Here is a 17,138-nt window from a genome sequence, read left to right on the forward strand (position 1 = left end):
CTCCGTGCCTGTTCTCGCGCTCGACACGTCCGCAGCGGTCTCGGTAGCCCTCATCAAGGAGGGTGTGACCCTGGCCTCTCGGGTCGTCCACGAGCAGCGGCGGCACTCCGAGCAGCTCGCGCCGATGATCGCCGAGGTGCTCGCCGAGACCGGGACTGACCGCACCGAGCTCACCAGCGTCGTCGTGGGCACCGGCCCGGCCCCGTTCACCGGCCTGCGCGTCGGCCTCGTCTCCGCCCGCACGCTCGGGCTGGCCCTCGACATCCCGGTCTACGGCGTGTGCGGGCTCGATGCCATCGCTGCGCAGGCGGCCGTCGACCTCTCGCTCGCGAGCGCGACCGAGGTGCTCGTGGTCACCGACGCCCGACGCCGCGAGGTCTACTGGGCGCGGTACCGCGTCAGCCGCTCGCGCAGCGCCGTCCCGACCAGCTCCGTGACCGTCACGCTCGTCGCCGGCCCGGGGGTCGCCAGCGCGGCCCAGGTCGCCGCCGAGGGGTACGCCGAGGGCGCCGTCGTCGTCGGGCCGGGTGCGAGCCTGTACCCCGAGGTGTTCGCTCCGGTCCCGGGGGCGCCGATCGACCCCGACCCGGTCGTGCTCGCCCAGCTCGCGCTCGCGCGGGTCGCCCACGGTGAGGACCTCCCGACCACGCCGCTGTACCTGCGTCGACCCGACGTCATGCCGCCCGCCGCACGGAAGCGGGCCCTGGCATGAGGGGCCAGTCGCACCTGTCGGTGCTCCTGCGGCCGCTCGTCGCCGCGGACCTGCCGACGGTCGTCTCCCTCGAGGGCGTCCTGTTCGGCCTGAGTGCGTGGTCCGGGGTCATGCTCGCCGAGGAGCTCGACGGGCCCGGGCGCTGGTACGTCGCGGCCGACCTGCCCGCCGAGCCCAGCTCGCACGCCGAGCGCCTCGTGGGGTATGCCGGGCTGTGGTTCGACGGCGACGACGCGCAGGTCATGACGATCGCTGTCGCGCACTCGCTCCAGGGTCGCGGGATCGGCGGCGCCCTCCTCGCGGCGCTCGTGCGGCGCGCGAAGGATGTCGGCGCCCGATCGGTGCTGCTCGAGGTCCGGGTCGACAACGAGGCCGCGCTCGCGCTGTACGAACGTTTTGGGTTCCAGCGGCTCGGCCTGCGACGCGGCTACTACCAGCCCGAGAACGTGGACGCGTGGACCATGCGCCTCGCGCTGCCCGGCCAGGTGCAGGCCCAGCCGACCATCGGCGCCTCGTTGCGCCAGGGCCGCAACGCCAGCGACACGCGCGACCCCCATCCCGTGCCTGACCACGCCGTGCCTGACCACGCCCTTGCTGACCACGCAGTACCTGACCACGCCGGGCAGGCGTGACCCGCAGCTCCCGGGACGCCGTGCTCGTCACGGCGCAGGCGCTGGCCGCGCTGATCGCGGCCGGCGAGACGGTCGTGCTCCTGGACGTCCGATGGGCACTCGGCCGCGCGGACGGCCGCGCCGAGCACGCCGCCGGTCACGTGCCCGGGGCGGTGTACGTCGACCTGGACACCGAGCTCGCCGGACCACCGAGCCCCGCGGCCGGACGGCACCCGCTCCCGCCCGTGGCGAGCCTCGAGGCCGCCGCCCGCAGCTGGGGGGTGCGCGCAGGTACGCCGGTGGTGGTCTACGACGCGCTCGGTGGCCAGTCGGCCGCGCGCGCGTGGTGGCTGCTGCGCTGGGCTGGCGTGAGCGACGTCCGGCTGCTCGACGGCGGGCTGGCCGCCTGGGTCGCAGGCGGCGGCGAGCTGGAGACGGGCATCGTCGTCCCGGTGCCGCGAGCGTCGTCCGGCGACGTGACCCTGGTGCCGGGCGCGCTGCCGACGCTCGACGCCGATCAGGCCGCCACCCTCGCGGGGGACCGCGCCGGCGGTGTGCTGCTGGATGCGCGCGCCGGCGAGCGGTACCGCGGCGAGGTCGAGCCGATCGACCCGCGTGCCGGGCACGTCCCCGGCGCGGTCAGCGCCCCGACGGGAGCGAACCTCGACTCCGCGGGTCGCTTCCTGCCCGACGACGTCCTGCGCGCGCGGTTCGAGGCGCTCGGCGTGGGGGCCAGCCCGGTCGGCGTCTACTGCGGGTCCGGCGTCACGGCGGCGCACGAGGTGGCGGCGCTGGCGTCGATCGGTGTCGTCGCGGCGCTGTACCCCGGCTCGTGGTCGGCGTGGTCGGCCGACCCGGCCCGCGACGTCGTCGTCGGGCCGGATCCAGGCTGATTTACCGCATCGCGGTCACACCATCACGGGTCTGACCGCCAGGGGTCAGACCGAGGACGAGGCCTGCGCGAACTCGAGGCGCGGGGCGCGCGGCCGGATCGACGCGGGGCCCGCGGGGGTGCCGACGTTGATCACGAGGAGCGACTTCCAGCCGTTCTCGGCGAAGAACTCCGCGTCGATCGCCGCCGCGTCCATCCCGCCCATGGGGCCCGCGTGCAGGCCCGCGGCGCGCAGCGACACGATGAGGTAGCCGACCTGGATCAGCGCCGAGGTCCGTGCCATCGTCTCGCGCCCGGCCGCGTCGCCGGCGAACATGTCGCGGGCGTGGGGCAGGTGCGGGACAAGCGTGTCGAGGTTCTCGTGGAAGTTCGTGTCGGCCGCGGCCACGATCGTCAGCGGGGCGCCGAGGACGCGCGCCCGGTTGCCCTCGGACATGTGCACGGCAAGGTTCGCCCGGGCCTGCGGGGAACGCACGAGGAGCAGACGCAGCGGCTGGGTGTTCATCGCGGTCGGGCCCCAGCGCAGCAGGTCGTAGGCCGCCTGGATCTGCTCGTCCGGAACGTCGGTGTCGTGGAACGTGCTGACCGTGTGTGCCTCGCGGAACAGCAGGTCGGCGACGATCGGGCTCACGACGAGCTCGCCGGGGGTGAAGTCGAGCTCCGTCAGGGACGTGTCAATGGTCATGGTTGCTAGAACGTTCAACTATCCCGCCGTGATACCCCGGCTTGGTGTGACCTACCTCACGGGAGGGGGCTGCGAGCCGGTCCGACTACCCTGGATGTCATGTCTGCCCCCCTCGTCCTTGGCATCGAGACGTCCTGCGACGAGACCGGCGTCGCGCTCGTCCGAGGCCGCGAACTGCTCTTCGACGCGGTCGCGAGCTCGATGGACGAGCACGCCCGATACGGCGGGATCATCCCCGAGGTCGCCTCGCGCGCCCACCTCGAGGCGATGGTGCCGACGATCCGGCGGGCGCTCGAGGGTGCCGACGTCGATCTGGGCCAGGTCGACGCGATCGCCGTGACGGCGGGGCCGGGGCTGGTCGGGCCGCTCACGATCGGCGCCGCCGCGGCCAAGGCCCTCTCGATCGGGCTCGGTGTCCCGCTGTACGGCGTCAACCACGTCATCGGGCATGCCGCCGTCGACGAGCTGGTCCACGGGCAGTTCCCGGAGCGGCTGATGGCGCTCGTGGTCTCCGGCGGGCACTCGTCGCTCCTCCTGGTGGACGACATCGTGACCGGGGTGGCCGAGCTCGGCTCGACGCTCGACGACGCGGCCGGGGAGGCCTTCGACAAGGTCGGGCGTCTGCTCGGGCTGCCCTACCCCGGCGGTCCGCACGTCGACCGGCTCGCCCGTGAGGGCGATCCGACCGCGATCCGGTTCCCGCGCGGGTTGACCGCGCCGAAGGACCAGGGGCTGCACGCCTACGACTTCTCGTTCTCCGGGCTCAAGACGGCGGTCGCGCGCTGGGTCGAGACGCGCGCGGACGCCGGGCAGGAGATCCCCGTGGCCGACGTCGCGGCATCGTTCGCCGCGGCGGTCGCGGACGTGCTCACGGCCAAGACCATCGCGGCGTGCCGGCGCCACTCGATCGACACGCTCGTGATCGGCGGCGGCTTCTCGGCCAACTCCCAGCTGCGTGAGCTCGCCGCGCTGCGGTGCGCCGAGGCGGGGATCGAGCTGCGCATCCCGCCGATCCGGTTCTGCACCGACAACGGCGCCATGATCGCGGCCCTCGGGTCGGCCGCCCTGGAGCGTGGCGTCGCCCCGAGCAGCCTCGACCTCCCGGTCGACTCGTCGATGCCGCTCACCCGGACCACCGCGTAGCCCCACTCCCTGCCCGCAGGGTCAGAGGGGCCGGCCCGCCCGCATCTCCGCGACCAGCGAGGCGACCACCGCGTCCAGCTCGCCGGCGTGGTGCCGCGCGACCGCACGCTGGCGCTGGTACGACGCCCCGCGGCGCAGGATGACCTTGACGGCATCGAGCTCCGGGACGCAGCCGAGCCGCTCGGCGACCGGGCGCAGCTCGACCAGCATCCGCCCGACGGCGTCGGTCACGAGCTCCTCGTTGCCGGCCGCGTCCAGAATGATGATCGCGTCCATGCCGTAGCGCGCCGAGCGCCACTTGTTCTCCTGGACGAACCACGGCGGCATGGTGGGCAGCTCGCGGCCCTCGTCGAGCATCGTCGAGAAGTGCTCCACCAGGCAGTGCGTGAGCGCGGCGAGGGCGGTGACCTCGGTGAGGTTGGACGCGCCGTCGCAGATGCGCATCTCGAGGGTGCCGAACCGCGGCGACGGGCGCACGTCCCAGCGCACCTCGTCGACCTGGTCGATCACTCCCGTGTGCACCATGTCGGCGACGTACGCCTCGAGCTGGTCCCAGCGCTCGAACTGGAAGGGCAGCCCCGCCGTCGGCAGCTGCTGGAACATCAGCGCGCGGTTCGAGGCGTAGCCGGTGTCGCGGCCGCCCCAGTACGGGCTCGACGCCGAGAGCGACTGCAGCTGGGCGAAGCACGTGAGCATCGCGCGCTGGATCGGCAGGACCTTGTCGCGGTCCTCGATGCCCACGTGCACGTGCACCCCGTAGATGAGCATCTGCCGGCCCCACCACTGGGTCCGGTCGATGAGGATCGCGTAGCGCTGCTTGTCGGAGACCTTCTGCTGCGACCACCGGGCGAACGGGTGCGTGCCTGCGCTCATGAGCTCGACGCGGAGCGGGTCGGTGACCACCCGGACCTCGTCGATCGCGCGCTGCAGGTCCGCCCCGGCCGCCCCCACGGTCTCCTGCACGCCCGAGACCACCTCGACGGTGTTGAGCAGCAGCTCCTGGTGGATGCTCGGATGGTCGACGCCGGCCTCGGGCCGGACGGCGTCGAGCACCGTCTGGGCGACCTGGCGCAGGTCGCCGGAGTCCTTGTCGACGAGCGCCAGCTCCCACTCGATGCCGACGCTCGAGCGCGCGGACCGCGCGAACGGGATCTTCATGCGAGCCGCTCGACGACGATGATGTGCTGGACGCCCGCCACGCGCGTCAGCACGATGGTCGCCTCCTGCGTGCCCCGCAGGTCGAGCTGCTTGCGCAGCTGCTCGGGCAGCACCGCCGTGCCGCGCTTCTTGATCGTCAGCCGACCGACGTCGCGCTCGCGCAGGTAGGTGCGCAGGCGCTTCAGGCCGAAGGGGAGGGTGTCGAGCACGCGGTACCCGGTGGCCGCGTCGCTCAGGTGCAGGATGTCGGACGTGACGTAGGCGATCGTGGCGTCCACGAGCCGGCCGGAGGTCTCGAGCGCCACCTGCGCCACGAGCCCCGCGCGGATCACCGCCCCGTCGGGCTCGTACAGGTACTCGCCGACGGGGCCGACGGCGGGCGGCTGGCCCCCGAACTCGTCGCGCACCACCCGCGCGGACGACCCGCGCAGCACGAGGGCGGTGCGCCCGGGGCCGTCGGGCGCGAGCGGGCCGAACCACAGCCCGGCCTCGACCACGTCGCCGTCGACCGACACCCACTGCGTCTCGGCGTCGGGCGGGAGCGCGGTGTGCGGGATGCCGGGGCCGATCTTGACCCCGAGGGCCGGGACCTGGGCGCGCAGCGCGAGCACCGCATCGAGCGGCGGGGAGTACGCGGCCGGGTCGAACACGCGCTTGCCCGACGACGCCCGGCGCGCCGGGTCCGCGTAGAGCCCGTCCACACCCTCGGCGGCCAGATCGAGCGTGAGCCCGTCGGCGTGCCGGATCTCGGCCTCCGGGAAGTGCCGGAGGTTGACGGTCGCGAGCGCCGCCGTCAGCTCGTCGGTGTCCGTCGCGAGGACGGTGAGGCCCACGCCCGCGAACGCCATCGAGTCGGCGCCGATGCCGCACGTGAGATCCGCCACCTTGGTCACCCCGGCGGCGATGTAACGCCGCGCGTGATGGGCCGCCACGGTCAGCCGGGTGGCCTGCTCGAGCCCGGCCGGGGTGAACAGCATCCCGTCGGCGAACAGGTCGAACTTCGCGTGCGCCTTGGCGCGCAGCCGGGACTGCGTGAGCGCGGCCGCTGTGAGCTCGGGGTCGATGCCCTCCCGGCGCAGGCGGTCCGAGAGGGCCATCGTGCGCGTCTCGTCGTAGGGCGGCAGCGCTGACAGCAGGGCCCACCCGTCGGGGCTGAGCAGTTTGGCCAGGCCTGCGGCATCCATGGCGCGATCCTGCCACGGGCGGCCTGAAGTCGGGGAAAGGCTGGCACTCACCTTGACCGAGTGCTAATGGGTTCCTAGAGTGAGGGATGGCGCTCTCGACACGAGGACGCCAATCGCATCGACAGGTTCTCCCGGCTCCCGCGATGACGGGCGAAACCCTGGGTGCGACATTCGACGTTCACATCTCACAAGCGAAGGGGAGGTCCGCAGTGTCGGTCTCCATCAAGCCGCTCGAGGACCGGATTGTCGTCAAGACGCTCGAGGCTGAGCAGACGACGGCCTCCGGCCTGGTCATCCCGGACAGCGCCAAGGAGAAGCCCCAGGAGGGCGAAGTCCTTGCTGTTGGTCCCGGCCGTGTCGACGACAACGGCGTCCGCGTCCCCATGGACGTAGCCGTCGGCGACAAGGTCATCTACAGCAAGTACGGCGGCACCGAGGTCAAGTACGACGGCGAGGAGTACCTCATCCTCTCCGCTCGCGACATCCTCGCGATCGTCGTCAAGTAGTCCTGCACCACCTGTAGTTCTGCACCACGGCACGTACGACGACGCCCCCGCACCCCGGTGAGAACCGGGGTGCGGGGGCGTCGTCGTACGTCAGATCGCCTTCTTGATCGGATGGGAGAGTATCGCCGCCCGCTCGTCCTCCGAGAGCCCGCCCCACACGCCGTACGGCTCGCGGACGGTGAGCGACTGCTCGCGGCACTCCTTGATGACGGGGCAGGTCGAGCACACCGCCTTGGCCGCTTCGGCGCGGCGACGGCGGGCTGAGCCCCGCTCGCCCTCGGGGTGGAAGAAGAGCGTCTCCTCGACGTCGCGGCACGCTCCTTCGAACTGCCACTCCCACAGGTCCATCACTGGTCCTGGCAGACGCGAGATCTCGGTCACGGGGTCCTCCTCGACTCGGTAACCGGCTGGAGCAACATTGCTCCGGGCCGATCGCGGTTCTGCGATTCGCGTGGTGAACATCTGTGTCTGTGCTGAGGAACGTCTGTGCTGGTGAACGCTGGTGAATCGAACGCTACAACCGCTTCAAAAGTTGTTCAAGGCCCTGGTGGTCCTGGATTTTTCCGGTGGCACGCCTCCGGGCGGGTCGGCAGAATCGGCCTCATGAGCGCCGCTCGGGCACCCCGGGGCGATCAGACCGGGAAAGCACCCACCGACACGAAGACTGGTGATCAGCTGCCGCTGGCCGTGGCCGTCGTCGCGCGGCGGCTCGGCGTGGCACCCGCGACGCTGCGGACCTGGGACCGCCGGTACGGGCTCGGGCCGACGGCGCACTCCGCGGGTTCCCACCGCCGCTACACGACGGACGACGTCGCCCGCCTGGTCGTGATGCGCCGGCTGACCTCCGGGGGAGTGGCCCCGGGCGATGCGGCCCGGTCGGCCTTGGCGGCCGGACCGGCGCGGCCGACCGACGTCGGGCACGAGGCGGCCCGGCTCGCCGCGCTCGTCGAGGCCGCGCTGCGCCCGGACGAGGGCGCGTGCCGGCAGCTGTTGGCGGTCGCGCCGGACGTCCTGACGTGGTGGTGCGAGCTCGTCGAACCCGCCCGTGCCGCTCTGGGGGCGATCACCGTGCTCGCGCACGCGGGCGAGGACCCCGCCGGGGTGCTCGAGTCGGCGGCGCTCGCGGCGCTGCGGAGCCGGGTCACGTCGACCGGCGACCCGGACGCCCCAGATCGACCCGTGCTCGTGTTCGCGGTCCCCCCGGAGCGGCCGTCGCTCCTGGCGCACGCTCTCGCGCTGGGCCTTTTCGATCGGGGTCTCGACGCCCGGGTGGTCACCGGGGCGGTCGACCCGGGTCACCTGCTCGAGCTCGTGGCGCAGGCGCGACCGGTGGCGGTGGCTCTGCTCAGCGAGCGCACCGCACCGGACCTCGCGGTGGTGGCAGCACTGGTGGCGGCGGAGCCCGGCATCCCGGTCGTGCTGGAGATGGCGGGCGGGCAGCGCGCGCGCGGACTGGCCGGGTTGGTCGACGAGGTCCTGGCAGTCACCGGCTGACGTGGGTGCCTGGCGGGGGCTGAACTGACGGATTGCGGGCGGTTTGCCCCGGTTCTGCTCGGGTTCGTCCTGTGTTTTCACCTGGTGGTACCTCAAGTACGCCGGGGCCAGGTCGATAGTGATCTTCGACAGAGGGTCGCGGCTGCACCATGCAGTGGCGTGGGAAGCACAAGGGAGGGTCGGAGTGACGGGCGTAGTTGTGTGCCACGGCTCACCGGTAGTGCGCGAGCGTCTCGTCGGTGCCGCGCAGGGAATTGCCGCTCTCGCGCCGGCGCGCCTGGCTGCCTCGGGCGAGGAGCTTCTCGTCCTGGCACGCCGCCAGCCGCCGACGATCGTCCTGCTCGACGCCCACCTGCCGGGGACCGGACCGGTCGAGGCCATCCGCCGGCTGCGCCTGATGAACGTCGGCGCCGTCATCGTGATGCTGGCTCAGCCCGGCGACGAGATCGCGCTCGACCGCGCCATCGTCCTCGGAGCGCGCGGATTCCTCGCGCCCGACGTCGGCCGCGCAGAGCTCGCCGCGGTCGCCGCCCACGTGCTGTCAACCCCGCTCTCCCCGCAGGCCATGGCGCGCAACGTCCGCGCCGGCGGCGTCGCCGTCCCTGCGCAGAACGACCCGCGCCGACGCCTCACGGTGGACGGCGTCGTGGTGCCCGAGCTGACCAAGCGCGAGCTCGAGGTCCTCTCCGGGATGAGCCACGGCCGGTCGAACGCGCAGATCGGCGCGGACTTATACCTCTCGGAGGACACGGTCAAGACCCACGCGCGCCGCCTGTTCCGCAAGCTGGGTGCGTCCGACCGCGCCCAGGCGGTCGCGATCGGTCTCCGGCGCGGGCTGATCCTCTAGGCCGATCTGGTGCGTCGACGCGTCGACGTAGAATCACCCGATGACCGAGCTCGGCACTCCCGGATCCTCCCTTCCCCGCGACCCGTTCGGCCTCATCGGCCTGACCTATGACGACGTCCTGCTCCTGCCCGGCGAGAGCGACGTCGTCCCGTCCGAGGTGAACACCTTCTCTCGGCTGACCCGCAAGATCTCCGTCGCGGTCCCGCTGGCCTCCGCAGCCATGGATACGGTCACCGAGGCGCGCATGGCGATCGCGATGGCGCGCCAGGGCGGCATCGGCGTGCTCCACCGCAACCTGTCGATCGCGGACCAGGCGCACCAGGTGGACCTGGTCAAGCGCTCCGAGTCGGGCATGATCACCGACCCGGTCACCGTGGGTCCCCAGGCGACGCTCGCCGAGCTCGACGCGCTGTGCAGCAAGTACCGGGTCTCGGGCCTGCCCGTGATCGATGAGAACCGTGTGCTGCTCGGCATCATCACCAACCGCGACCTGCGCTTCGTGCCCCAGTCGGACTTCGCCGCGCGCCGCGTGCACGAGGTCATGACGCCGATGCCGCTCATCACCGCGCCGGTCGGCTGCACGCGGGACGACGCCGCGGCGCTGCTCGCGAAGCACAAGATCGAGAAGCTCCCGCTGGTCGACCCGGCCGGACGCCTCTCGGGCCTCATCACGGTGAAGGATTTCGTCAAGACCGAGCAGTACCCCGACGCGACGAAGGACGAGGAGGGGCGCCTGCGGGTCGCCGCCGGCGTCGGCTTCTTCGGTGACGCGTGGGAGCGCGCTATCGCGCTCGTCGACGCGGGCGTCGACATCATCGTCGTGGACACCGCGCACGGGCACGCGCAGGCGATGCTCGAGATGATCCGCCGCCTCAAGACCGACCCCGCGGCGCGGGGCGTCGAGGTGATCGGCGGGAACGTCGCCACACGGGCGGGCGCTCAGGCGCTCGTCGACGCCGGCGTCGACGGCGTCAAGGTGGGAGTCGGACCGGGCTCGATCTGCACCACGCGAGTGGTGGCCGGCGTCGGCGTCCCGCAGATCACCGCGATCTACGAGGCGTCCAAGGCGACGAAGCCCGCGGGCGTGCCACTGATCGGCGACGGCGGTCTGCAGTATTCCGGGGACATCGCCAAGGCGATCGTCGCCGGGGCTGACACCGTGATGCTCGGCTCCCTGCTCGCGGGCTGCGAGGAGAGCCCGGGAGACCTCGTGTTCGTCAACGGCAAGCAGTACAAGCACTATCGCGGCATGGGATCGCTCGGCGCGATGGCGTCGCGCGGTCGGGTCTCGTACTCCAAGGACAGGTACTTCCAGGCCGACGTGGTCAGCGACGAGAAGATCGTGCCCGAGGGCATCGAGGGCCAGGTGCCCTTCCGTGGACCGCTGCGCTTCGTCGCCCACCAGCTCGTCGGCGGTCTGCACCAGTCGATGTTCTACGTCGGCGCACGCACCATCCCGGAGCTGCAGGACAAGGGCCAGTTCATCCGGATCACGCCGGCGGGACTCAAGGAGTCCCACCCGCACGACATCCAGATGACGATCGAGGCGCCGAACTACACCAGCCGCTGACGCCTCCTGCCGGGGCTGCGGGTCACCCCGCGACCCCGGCAGCCGCGGGCTCGGGACGCCGCAGCGGCCAGGTGAGCTCGGCACCCGGACCGGTCAGGCCCTTGCGGGTTCGCCACGCGTTGAACCCCTCGGCCCACGCCCGGTGGGCCGTGACCTGATAGGCGTGCAGGCCCGACAGCTCGAGCACGCCGAGGTGCGGGTAGCGGTCGACGATCGCCGTGAGCACATCAAGGGTGGCGATGACGTCGACATCGGCGGTGTGCAGGCGGCCGCCGTCGGCGATTTGGTAGATGCCGCACAGGTCGACGAGCTTGCGCTTGCCGGAGCGGTAGCGGTCCTCCGACCGATCGAGCACGAGCGGGTCGATGACGGGCACGACCTCGCGTCCGAGGCGCTCGGACAGGGTCGCAAGGCCGTGGCGGCGCAGGTCCGCCGCGAGGATGCACAGGTCGAAGGTGGCGTTGAAGGCCACCACCGGCACCCCCGCGGCGATCGACTCGGCGAGCACGGTGGCGATCTCTTCCAGCGCGATGGCCGCGGGCTCGCCGTGCGTACGCGCGTGCTCGGTGGTGATGCCGTGGATCGCGGTGGCGCCCTCCGGGATGTCCACCCCGGGGTCCAGGAGCCAGGTCCGCACGTGCGTGCCGGTCGCGTCCCGCCGGACGAGCGCGGCCGTGACGATCCGGTCGGAGTCGACGTCGACCCCGGTCGTCTCGGTGTCGAATCCGAGCATCGGCCCGTCGATCCAGTTCATCGTGTTCTCCTTGCGGTTGGCTCGCAGCCTGCCACCGGCCACCCACACTCCCCGGGACCGACGCGGCTCAAGGCCCCGACGAACCCCCGGTAACCTGGGGGCGTGAGCAACGAGATCGAGATTGGCCGAGGCAAGCGCGGACGGCGCGCCTACTCCTTCGATGACGTCGCCGTGGTGCCCTCGCGGCGCACGCGCGACCCGGAGGACGTCTCGGTCGGCTGGCAGATCGATGCGTACCACTTCGAGCTGCCCGTCATGGCCGCCCCGATGGACTCGGTCATGAGCCCGGCGACCGCCGTCGCGCTCGGAAACCTCGGTGGCCTCGGCGTGCTCGACCTCGAGGGCCTGTGGACGCGGTACGACGACCCCGAGCCGCTGCTCGCGGAGATCGCCCAGCTCGACGCCCAGCGCTCGATCGCCCGGATGCAGGAGCTGTACTCGGCCCCGATCCGCGCCGAGCTGATCACCCAGCGGCTGCAGGAGATCCGGGCCGCAGGCGTGACGGTCGCCGGGGCGCTGTCTCCGCAGCGCACGCAGGAGTTCTCCCAGACCGTCGTGGACGCCGGCGTCGACCTGTTCGTGATCCGCGGCACCACCGTCTCGGCCGAGCACGTCTCGAGCCGCGCCGAACCGCTCAACCTCAAGCGCTTCATCTACCAGCTCGACGTGCCCGTCATCGTCGGCGGGGCCTCGACCTACACCGCGGCGCTGCACCTGATGCGCACCGGCGCGGCCGGCGTGCTCGTCGGCTTCGGCGGTGGCGCCGCGCACACGACGCGCGTCTCGCTCGGCATCCACGCGCCGATGGCGACCGCGGTGGCCGACGTCGCCGCCGCGCGCCGCGACTACCTCGACGAGTCCGGCGGCCGCTACGTGCACGTGATCGCCGACGGCGGCGTCGGCCGCTCCGGCGACCTCGTCAAGGCCGTCGCGTGCGGCGCCGACGCCGTCATGCTCGGGGCCGCGCTCGCGCGCGCCACCGAGGCTCCGGGGCGCGGCTGGCACTGGGGCTCGGAGGCGCACCACCCCGAGCTTCCGCGCGGCGAGCGCGTGCACGTGGGCTCCGCCGGGACGCTCCAGGAGATCCTGTTCGGGCCGGGCCGCCAGGCCGACGGAACGCTGAACCTCATGGGTGCGCTCAAGCGCGCGCTCGCCACGACCGGGTACTCCGACGTCAAGGAGTTCCAGCGCGTCGAGGTCGTCGTCTCGCCGTACCAGCCGCACTAGTCGCGCTAGCCGCACTAGCCGCACCGGAACGCGCACCTGGGAGCCCCGGCGATCATCGCAGGGGCTCCCGCTGGATGCCTCAACCGATCTCTCCGCCCGCGGCTGCGACGTCCGATCCCGGCTCGGGTTGAGCGGCGCGCCAGTTCAGCGGGCATCGGCTCAGAGGCGCGTCAGGTCTGCGAGGCGTCGGTTCAGCGGCGCGTCAGGGCTGCGGGCCTCGGGTCAGCGGCGGATCACGACGCCGTGGCGGTCGGTGAATTGCCAGCCGTGAGGTGTCCAGGTGATCTCGATGCCGTGGTCGTGGGTGTGGTCGTGGTGGTGCCAGCACAGCAGCACCCCGGTGGTGGCATCGGTGTCACCGTGATCACGGAACCACTGGATGGAATGGTGGCATTCACACATGCGCGGCGGCGCGGTGCAACCGGGGTACTGACAATGTTTGTCGCGGGCGATGATCGCCCGACGTAATTGTCCGGTGAAGGTGCGTTTGGATCGGCCGATATTGATGAGCTGTGAATCGGGGCTGAACATGAACCGGCTGATCTCCGCGTCGCACAACAGCCGGTCCAGCACCTTGCGTGAGACCGGTTGCCCGTCCTCGAACACCGCCGGACGCAGCACCTGCGGGACCAGCGGCGACCCGTGGGTCCGTGCGGGGTCGAGCACACCGGAGTTGAGCACCGCAGGGTCGAGCAGGCCTTGGTCGAACAGCCCGGGGTCGAGCAGGCCGCCGGGTGCGGGGGGCGGGAACAGCAGGGCCGGGTCCACCCGACCGCAGTCGGTGGGGTGCAGGGCCGGGTCGAGCAGGTGGGTCACCCCGGCGCGGGTGGTCATGGCGATCAGGGTCGGGTAGTCCACCAGCACACTGATGTGCGGTCGTACCGAGGCGCCTTTGCCGGTCAGGCCCTGGTCCAACGTCAACCGGGCCAGGTCCGACAACGCCCCCGCGCGACGTTGCGACGCGGTCCGGTCATCCCCGGCGACCGGGACGCCCTGCACGGCCTGCAGGGCGACCAGCAGCCCTTGGCCGTGCTCAGTGGTCAAGAACCCGGACAGATGACACCCACCGGTGGTGGCGGACACGTCGAAGAACTCCCGCTCGGTGGCGCCGGCGTACCCGCGCTCGTCCGCCTCCGGGTCCGCAGCGGCGGCCCACCGGCGGGCGAGCATGCGCAACGTGTCGGCGCTGACCTGCGCGGCCTGGTCCAGCAGGAACCGTTCCCCGACCGGGGCGTCGGGGTCGGACAACACCTTCCGGCGCAGGTCGCTGGTCGCCGCGGCCGTGGTCAGGATCTCGGCCTGCTCCACACTGACCCGACCCTCACCCCCGGTGACCACCGCCGCGGCGGTCAACGGCAGCTCGTCGCGCAACGCGTGAGCCAGGCGGGTCATCCGCTTGGCCTTCGCGTAGGTCAGGTGCGCGCGGCGGGCCAGCCACGTCGGGAACGTGCGCGCCCCGCTGACGTTCCACGGCACGTCGGACTCCACCACGGGCAGCGCGCGGGTGGCGATGGCCTGCAACCGGTCCGAGAGCTCAAACACCCTGTCGAACAGCTCCAACGCCCCGGCCCCGTCCAGATCCCGCGGAGACACGGCTGCCAACGCGTCCACGTGCTCCCGGATCGCCGCTGCCCGATCCGCCAACGACAACGAGGCTGGCGCCGTGGGCGTGGGTGCGGGCGGCTGGGACGGACCTTCGCCGAGCGGCGAGGTGGGCGCGGGCGTCGACTGCAGGGATGGCGGCGTTGCCGCGGGCCGTTGCGGGGATGGCGGCGTCGACGCGGGCCGCTGCGCGACGGCTGGCGGAGTGGGTGCAGCCGGCCGCGCCGACGCGCGCTCGTCCTCCTTAAAGGTCATCTCACACCCCCACATCGCCGCTCGTCGGGAATACCCCTGCCGCCTCAGAACCGGTGAACCCTCACCATTCCGATGCAACCCACACTAACCGGGGCCACTGACATTCCCCGCCCCGTCGTCGGGCACGGGATGTGGACAAAGAACAACACACCGAAATCTGTGGATGAGCATTCGCGAGCTCTGACTGGGGGTGGCTCATTGATCGCAATACGGCGGCCAGCTGGGCGACGAGAAAGGCGTCGTCCAACGACGGGCGACGTTGCTGATGAGGCCGCCGTCGACCACCCACCCAGGCATGCCCTGCACGCACGAGGACCTCCTGACACCGGATGTGTCAGGAGGTCCTCGTGGTTCTCGTGCAGTCAGCCGCGCTCAGGCGTTGACGTTCTCCAGCAGCTCGAACAGCTCCTCGACGGTGGTCGAGTCGATGAGCTTCTGGGCCTCGTCCATGTCCGAGAAGATCACCGCGATCTTCGACAGGATGCCGAGGTGCTCGTTGCCGATCCCGGCGATCCCGACCACCACGCGCACCTCGTGCCCGTTCCAGTCGAGCGGGCTGGCATAGCGGACGAACGAGACGGCCGAGTGCAGGATGTCCTCCTTGGCCTCGTTCGTGCCGTGCGGGATCGCCAGGAAGTTGCCCATGTAGGTGGAGACCGTGAGCTCCCGCTCCCGCATGGCGTCGACGTACGCGGGGGTCACCGCGCCCGCCTTGACGAGCAGGTCGCCCGCCTCCTGGATGGCCTCGGCCTTCGTGGTCGCGGTACCCGAGGCGCTGATCAGCGCCGGCGTCAGGACCCCACTCATACGCTCACCCCGCCGGGCTGCTCGCGGGAGGCGAGCACCTCTTGGACAACCGTGTCGTAGACCGGGCTGTTCATGAAGTTGTCGACCGACATGTGCACCGAGGTCGGCGCGTTGCGTCGGGCCCGGTCGGTCAGCTGGATCTGGCTGATCACGATGTCGGCGTCGTCCTTGAGGTTGGCGACCGCCATGTTGACGACCGAGACGCCCTCGATGCCAGCCTTCTTCAGCTTGGACTTCAGGACGCTCGCGCCCATGACGCTCGAGCCCATCCCCGCGTCGCAGGCGAAGATGATGCTCTGGATCGGCCGGGTCAGCACGGCGGTGGCCGTCGATGCGTTGACCGGAGCGGGGACGACGGGAGCGGCGACGGGCGCGGTGGCCTTGAGGCCGCCGAGGACGCTGCTGCTCTTGCCCTTGTTGGCCTCGGTCTGGGCGATGGCGGCCTCGAGGTCGCTACCCAGGCCGGAGGCGAGGTCCCGCGAGCGGGAGGCCCGCAGCAGGACGGCGCAGATGAGGAACGTCACGGCGGCTGAGAGCACCACCGAGAGGATCACGCCGAAGAAGTTGCCCTTCGGCGTCTGCGCGAGCACGGCGAAGATGCTGCCGGGAGCGGCGGGTGCTCGCAGCCCGGTACCGAGCAGCTGGTTCGTGGCGACCCCGGTCATGCCACCGGCGATGACGCCGATGATGAGGATCGGCTTCATCAGCACGAAGGGGAAGTAGACCTCGTGGATGCCACCGAAGAACTGGATGATGATCGCGCCGGGTGCGGAGGCCTTGGCACTGCCGACCCCGAAGAGCATGTACGCGAGCAGCAGGCCGAGGCCGGGGCCAGGGTTGGCCTCGACGAGGAACAGGAGCGACTGGCCGGCGTCGAGCGTCTGCTGAACTCCGAGCGGAACGAGGACGCCGTTGCCGATCGCGTTGTTGAGGAACAGCACCTTCGCGGGTTCCACGATGATGCTCATCAGCGGCAGGAGGTTCGCGTCGGCCAGCGACTGGACGCCGTTGCCGAGGATCTCGCTGAACTTGGTCACGATGGGCGCGATCCCGAAGAACGCTCCGATCGCGAGCCCCATGCCGAGGATCCCGGCCGAGTACATGTTCACGAGCATCTCGAACCCGGGCCGGATCTTGCCGTCCCAGAGCCGGTCGATCTTCATCATGAGCCAGCCGGCCAGCGGGCCGACGATCATGGCGCCCAGGAACATGGGGACCGAGCTACCGACGATGACACCCATGCAGGCGATGGAGGCGACCACGCCACCACGCTCGCCGTAGACCATCCGGCCGCCCTGGTTGGCGATGAGCAGCGGCAGCAAGTACACGATCATCGGGCTGACGAGCCCGATGTACTGGTGGAACGTCGTGCCGTCCGCGGCAGTGGCCAGCGCGGTTGCCGCACCCTGCCAGCCGATCGCGTCGGCATTGCCGAACCCACCGAGGATGCCGTTCGGCGTCCACCCGACGGCGATGAACAGTGACGTGATCAACCCCCAGGCGACGAACGCGGGGAGGTTCGGCATGATCATGCCGGTCAGGAAGGCTCCGAACCGTTGGACGCCCACCTGAGCGGTCTTCGCCCCTGACCTGCTCGGGGGACCAGCTGCAACCGTTGTCATCATTGACACGCTTTCTCTTCGACGGTTCGAACTTGACGGTTCGACCAGTGCTGACTTTTTCGACCAGTG

17 protein-coding genes are annotated in these 17,138 nt (G+C 71.4%); 9 read left to right on the forward strand and 8 right to left on the reverse strand.

The annotated features are described in order from the left end of the window. Positions 1-4: 4 nt before the first annotated feature. Genes tsaB through VTA80_RS12610 form a run of 3 tightly spaced genes read left to right on the forward strand, consistent with a single transcriptional unit; the run spans position 5 to position 2,216 of the window. Complete coding sequence (gene tsaB / locus VTA80_RS12600; RefSeq protein WP_407341440.1) at positions 5-712, forward strand: tRNA (adenosine(37)-N6)-threonylcarbamoyltransferase complex dimerization subunit type 1 TsaB; 708 nt, start codon at positions 5-7, stop codon at positions 710-712. Next, entirely contained in the window at positions 709-1,344 is a 636-nt protein-coding gene (rimI, locus tag VTA80_RS12605; RefSeq protein ID WP_407341441.1) for a ribosomal protein S18-alanine N-acetyltransferase, read from the forward strand. The genes tsaB and rimI overlap by 4 nt, the downstream gene beginning before the upstream one ends. Next, complete coding sequence (locus VTA80_RS12610; RefSeq protein ID WP_407341442.1) at positions 1,341-2,216, forward strand: sulfurtransferase; 876 nt, start codon at positions 1,341-1,343, stop codon at positions 2,214-2,216. The genes rimI and VTA80_RS12610 overlap by 4 nt, the downstream gene beginning before the upstream one ends. A gap of 45 nt (positions 2,217-2,261) precedes the next feature. Here VTA80_RS12610 and VTA80_RS12615 read toward each other — a convergent pair whose 3' ends face one another. Further along, entirely contained in the window at positions 2,262-2,900 is a 639-nt protein-coding gene (locus VTA80_RS12615) for a malonic semialdehyde reductase (protein ID WP_407341443.1), read from the reverse strand. 99 nt (positions 2,901-2,999) lie between these two features. Here VTA80_RS12615 and tsaD point away from each other — a divergent pair, with 99 nt between their 5' ends. Then, the gene (gene tsaD, locus VTA80_RS12620) at positions 3,000-4,043 is read left to right on the forward strand and encodes a tRNA (adenosine(37)-N6)-threonylcarbamoyltransferase complex transferase subunit TsaD (RefSeq protein ID WP_407341444.1); all 1,044 of its coding nucleotides are present in this window, start codon (positions 3,000-3,002) and stop codon (positions 4,041-4,043) included. A gap of 21 nt (positions 4,044-4,064) precedes the next feature. On the opposite strand, the gene VTA80_RS12625 is transcribed toward tsaD, so the two are convergent. Both VTA80_RS12625 and VTA80_RS12630 read right to left on the reverse strand, forming a co-directional pair. Continuing rightward, a complete protein-coding gene (locus tag VTA80_RS12625) occupies positions 4,065-5,201 on the reverse strand; it encodes a glutamate--cysteine ligase (RefSeq protein WP_407341445.1) in 1,137 nt (378 codons plus the stop codon). After that, positions 5,198-6,385, reverse strand: coding sequence for a THUMP-like domain-containing protein (locus VTA80_RS12630; RefSeq protein WP_407341446.1), 1,188 nt, complete (start codon positions 6,383-6,385; stop codon positions 5,198-5,200). Before VTA80_RS12630 ends, VTA80_RS12625 begins: the two co-directional genes overlap by 4 nt. A gap of 209 nt (positions 6,386-6,594) precedes the next feature. Between VTA80_RS12630 and groES the strand changes: the two genes are divergently transcribed. Next, on the forward strand, positions 6,595-6,891 hold the full coding sequence (groES, locus tag VTA80_RS12635; protein ID WP_407341447.1) for a co-chaperone GroES: 297 nt from the start codon (positions 6,595-6,597) through the stop codon (positions 6,889-6,891). Between the two features lie 90 nt (positions 6,892-6,981). Here the strand turns inward: groES and VTA80_RS12640 are convergent, their stop codons facing one another. Then, positions 6,982-7,272, reverse strand: coding sequence for a WhiB family transcriptional regulator (locus tag VTA80_RS12640; RefSeq protein ID WP_407341448.1), 291 nt, complete (start codon positions 7,270-7,272; stop codon positions 6,982-6,984). 222 nt (positions 7,273-7,494) lie between these two features. Here VTA80_RS12640 and VTA80_RS12645 point away from each other — a divergent pair, with 222 nt between their 5' ends. The 3 genes from VTA80_RS12645 to guaB all read left to right on the forward strand — a co-directional run bounded on the left by VTA80_RS12645 (position 7,495) and on the right by guaB (position 10,802). Then, complete coding sequence (locus VTA80_RS12645; protein WP_407341449.1) at positions 7,495-8,385, forward strand: MerR family transcriptional regulator; 891 nt, start codon at positions 7,495-7,497, stop codon at positions 8,383-8,385. Positions 8,386-8,569: 184 nt separating this feature from the next. After that, complete coding sequence (locus tag VTA80_RS12650; protein WP_407341450.1) at positions 8,570-9,232, forward strand: LuxR C-terminal-related transcriptional regulator; 663 nt, start codon at positions 8,570-8,572, stop codon at positions 9,230-9,232. A gap of 40 nt (positions 9,233-9,272) precedes the next feature. After that, the gene (gene guaB, locus VTA80_RS12655) at positions 9,273-10,802 is read left to right on the forward strand and encodes an IMP dehydrogenase (protein ID WP_407341451.1); all 1,530 of its coding nucleotides are present in this window, start codon (positions 9,273-9,275) and stop codon (positions 10,800-10,802) included. A 22-nt stretch (positions 10,803-10,824) separates the two neighbouring features. On the opposite strand, the gene VTA80_RS12660 is transcribed toward guaB, so the two are convergent. After that, on the reverse strand, positions 10,825-11,556 hold the full coding sequence (locus VTA80_RS12660) for an exonuclease domain-containing protein (RefSeq protein ID WP_407341452.1): 732 nt from the start codon (positions 11,554-11,556) through the stop codon (positions 10,825-10,827). 102 nt (positions 11,557-11,658) lie between these two features. Between VTA80_RS12660 and VTA80_RS12665 the strand changes: the two genes are divergently transcribed. Further along, the gene (locus VTA80_RS12665; RefSeq protein WP_407341453.1) at positions 11,659-12,783 is read left to right on the forward strand and encodes a GuaB3 family IMP dehydrogenase-related protein; all 1,125 of its coding nucleotides are present in this window, start codon (positions 11,659-11,661) and stop codon (positions 12,781-12,783) included. A gap of 222 nt (positions 12,784-13,005) precedes the next feature. Here the strand turns inward: VTA80_RS12665 and VTA80_RS12670 are convergent, their stop codons facing one another. The 3 genes from VTA80_RS12670 to VTA80_RS12680 form a co-directional block, all read right to left on the reverse strand. Continuing rightward, positions 13,006-14,640 carry a DUF222 domain-containing protein gene (locus tag VTA80_RS12670; protein WP_407341454.1) on the reverse strand — a complete coding sequence of 545 codons (1,635 nt, stop codon included), beginning with the start codon at positions 14,638-14,640 and terminating at the stop codon, positions 13,006-13,008. 372 nt (positions 14,641-15,012) lie between these two features. Next, entirely contained in the window at positions 15,013-15,447 is a 435-nt protein-coding gene (locus tag VTA80_RS12675) for a PTS sugar transporter subunit IIA (RefSeq protein WP_407341455.1), read from the reverse strand. Further along, complete coding sequence (locus VTA80_RS12680) at positions 15,444-17,069, reverse strand: PTS mannitol transporter subunit IICB (protein ID WP_407341456.1); 1,626 nt, start codon at positions 17,067-17,069, stop codon at positions 15,444-15,446. Before VTA80_RS12680 ends, VTA80_RS12675 begins: the two co-directional genes overlap by 4 nt. Between the last annotated feature and the right edge of the window lie 69 nt (positions 17,070-17,138).

It is taken from the genome of Pengzhenrongella phosphoraccumulans (genome assembly GCF_045689905.1).
GTDB lineage: Bacteria > Actinomycetota > Actinomycetes > Actinomycetales > Cellulomonadaceae > Pengzhenrongella > Pengzhenrongella phosphoraccumulans.

Excerpts from the sequence above, each read along its gene's own strand:
- VTA80_RS12630 (WP_407341446.1), bottom strand. The coding sequence starts at position 6,385 with ATGGATGCCGCAGGCCTGGCCAAACTGCTCAGCCCCGACGGGTGGGCC.
- rimI (WP_407341441.1), top strand. The coding sequence starts at position 709 with ATGAGGGGCCAGTCGCACCTGTCGGTGCTCCTGCGGCCGCTCGTCGCC.
- VTA80_RS12670 (WP_407341454.1), bottom strand. The coding sequence starts at position 14,640 with ATGACCTTTAAGGAGGACGAGCGCGCGTCGGCGCGGCCGGCTGCACCC.
- VTA80_RS12615 (WP_407341443.1), bottom strand. The coding sequence starts at position 2,900 with ATGACCATTGACACGTCCCTGACGGAGCTCGACTTCACCCCCGGCGAG.
- VTA80_RS12625 (WP_407341445.1), bottom strand. The coding sequence starts at position 5,201 with ATGAAGATCCCGTTCGCGCGGTCCGCGCGCTCGAGCGTCGGCATCGAG.
- VTA80_RS12675 (WP_407341455.1), bottom strand. The coding sequence starts at position 15,447 with ATGAGTGGGGTCCTGACGCCGGCGCTGATCAGCGCCTCGGGTACCGCG.
- tsaD (WP_407341444.1), top strand. The coding sequence starts at position 3,000 with ATGTCTGCCCCCCTCGTCCTTGGCATCGAGACGTCCTGCGACGAGACC.
- VTA80_RS12645 (WP_407341449.1), top strand. The coding sequence starts at position 7,495 with ATGAGCGCCGCTCGGGCACCCCGGGGCGATCAGACCGGGAAAGCACCC.
- guaB (WP_407341451.1), top strand. The coding sequence starts at position 9,273 with ATGACCGAGCTCGGCACTCCCGGATCCTCCCTTCCCCGCGACCCGTTC.
- VTA80_RS12680 (WP_407341456.1), bottom strand. The coding sequence starts at position 17,069 with ATGACAACGGTTGCAGCTGGTCCCCCGAGCAGGTCAGGGGCGAAGACC.
- VTA80_RS12660 (WP_407341452.1), bottom strand. The coding sequence starts at position 11,556 with ATGAACTGGATCGACGGGCCGATGCTCGGATTCGACACCGAGACGACC.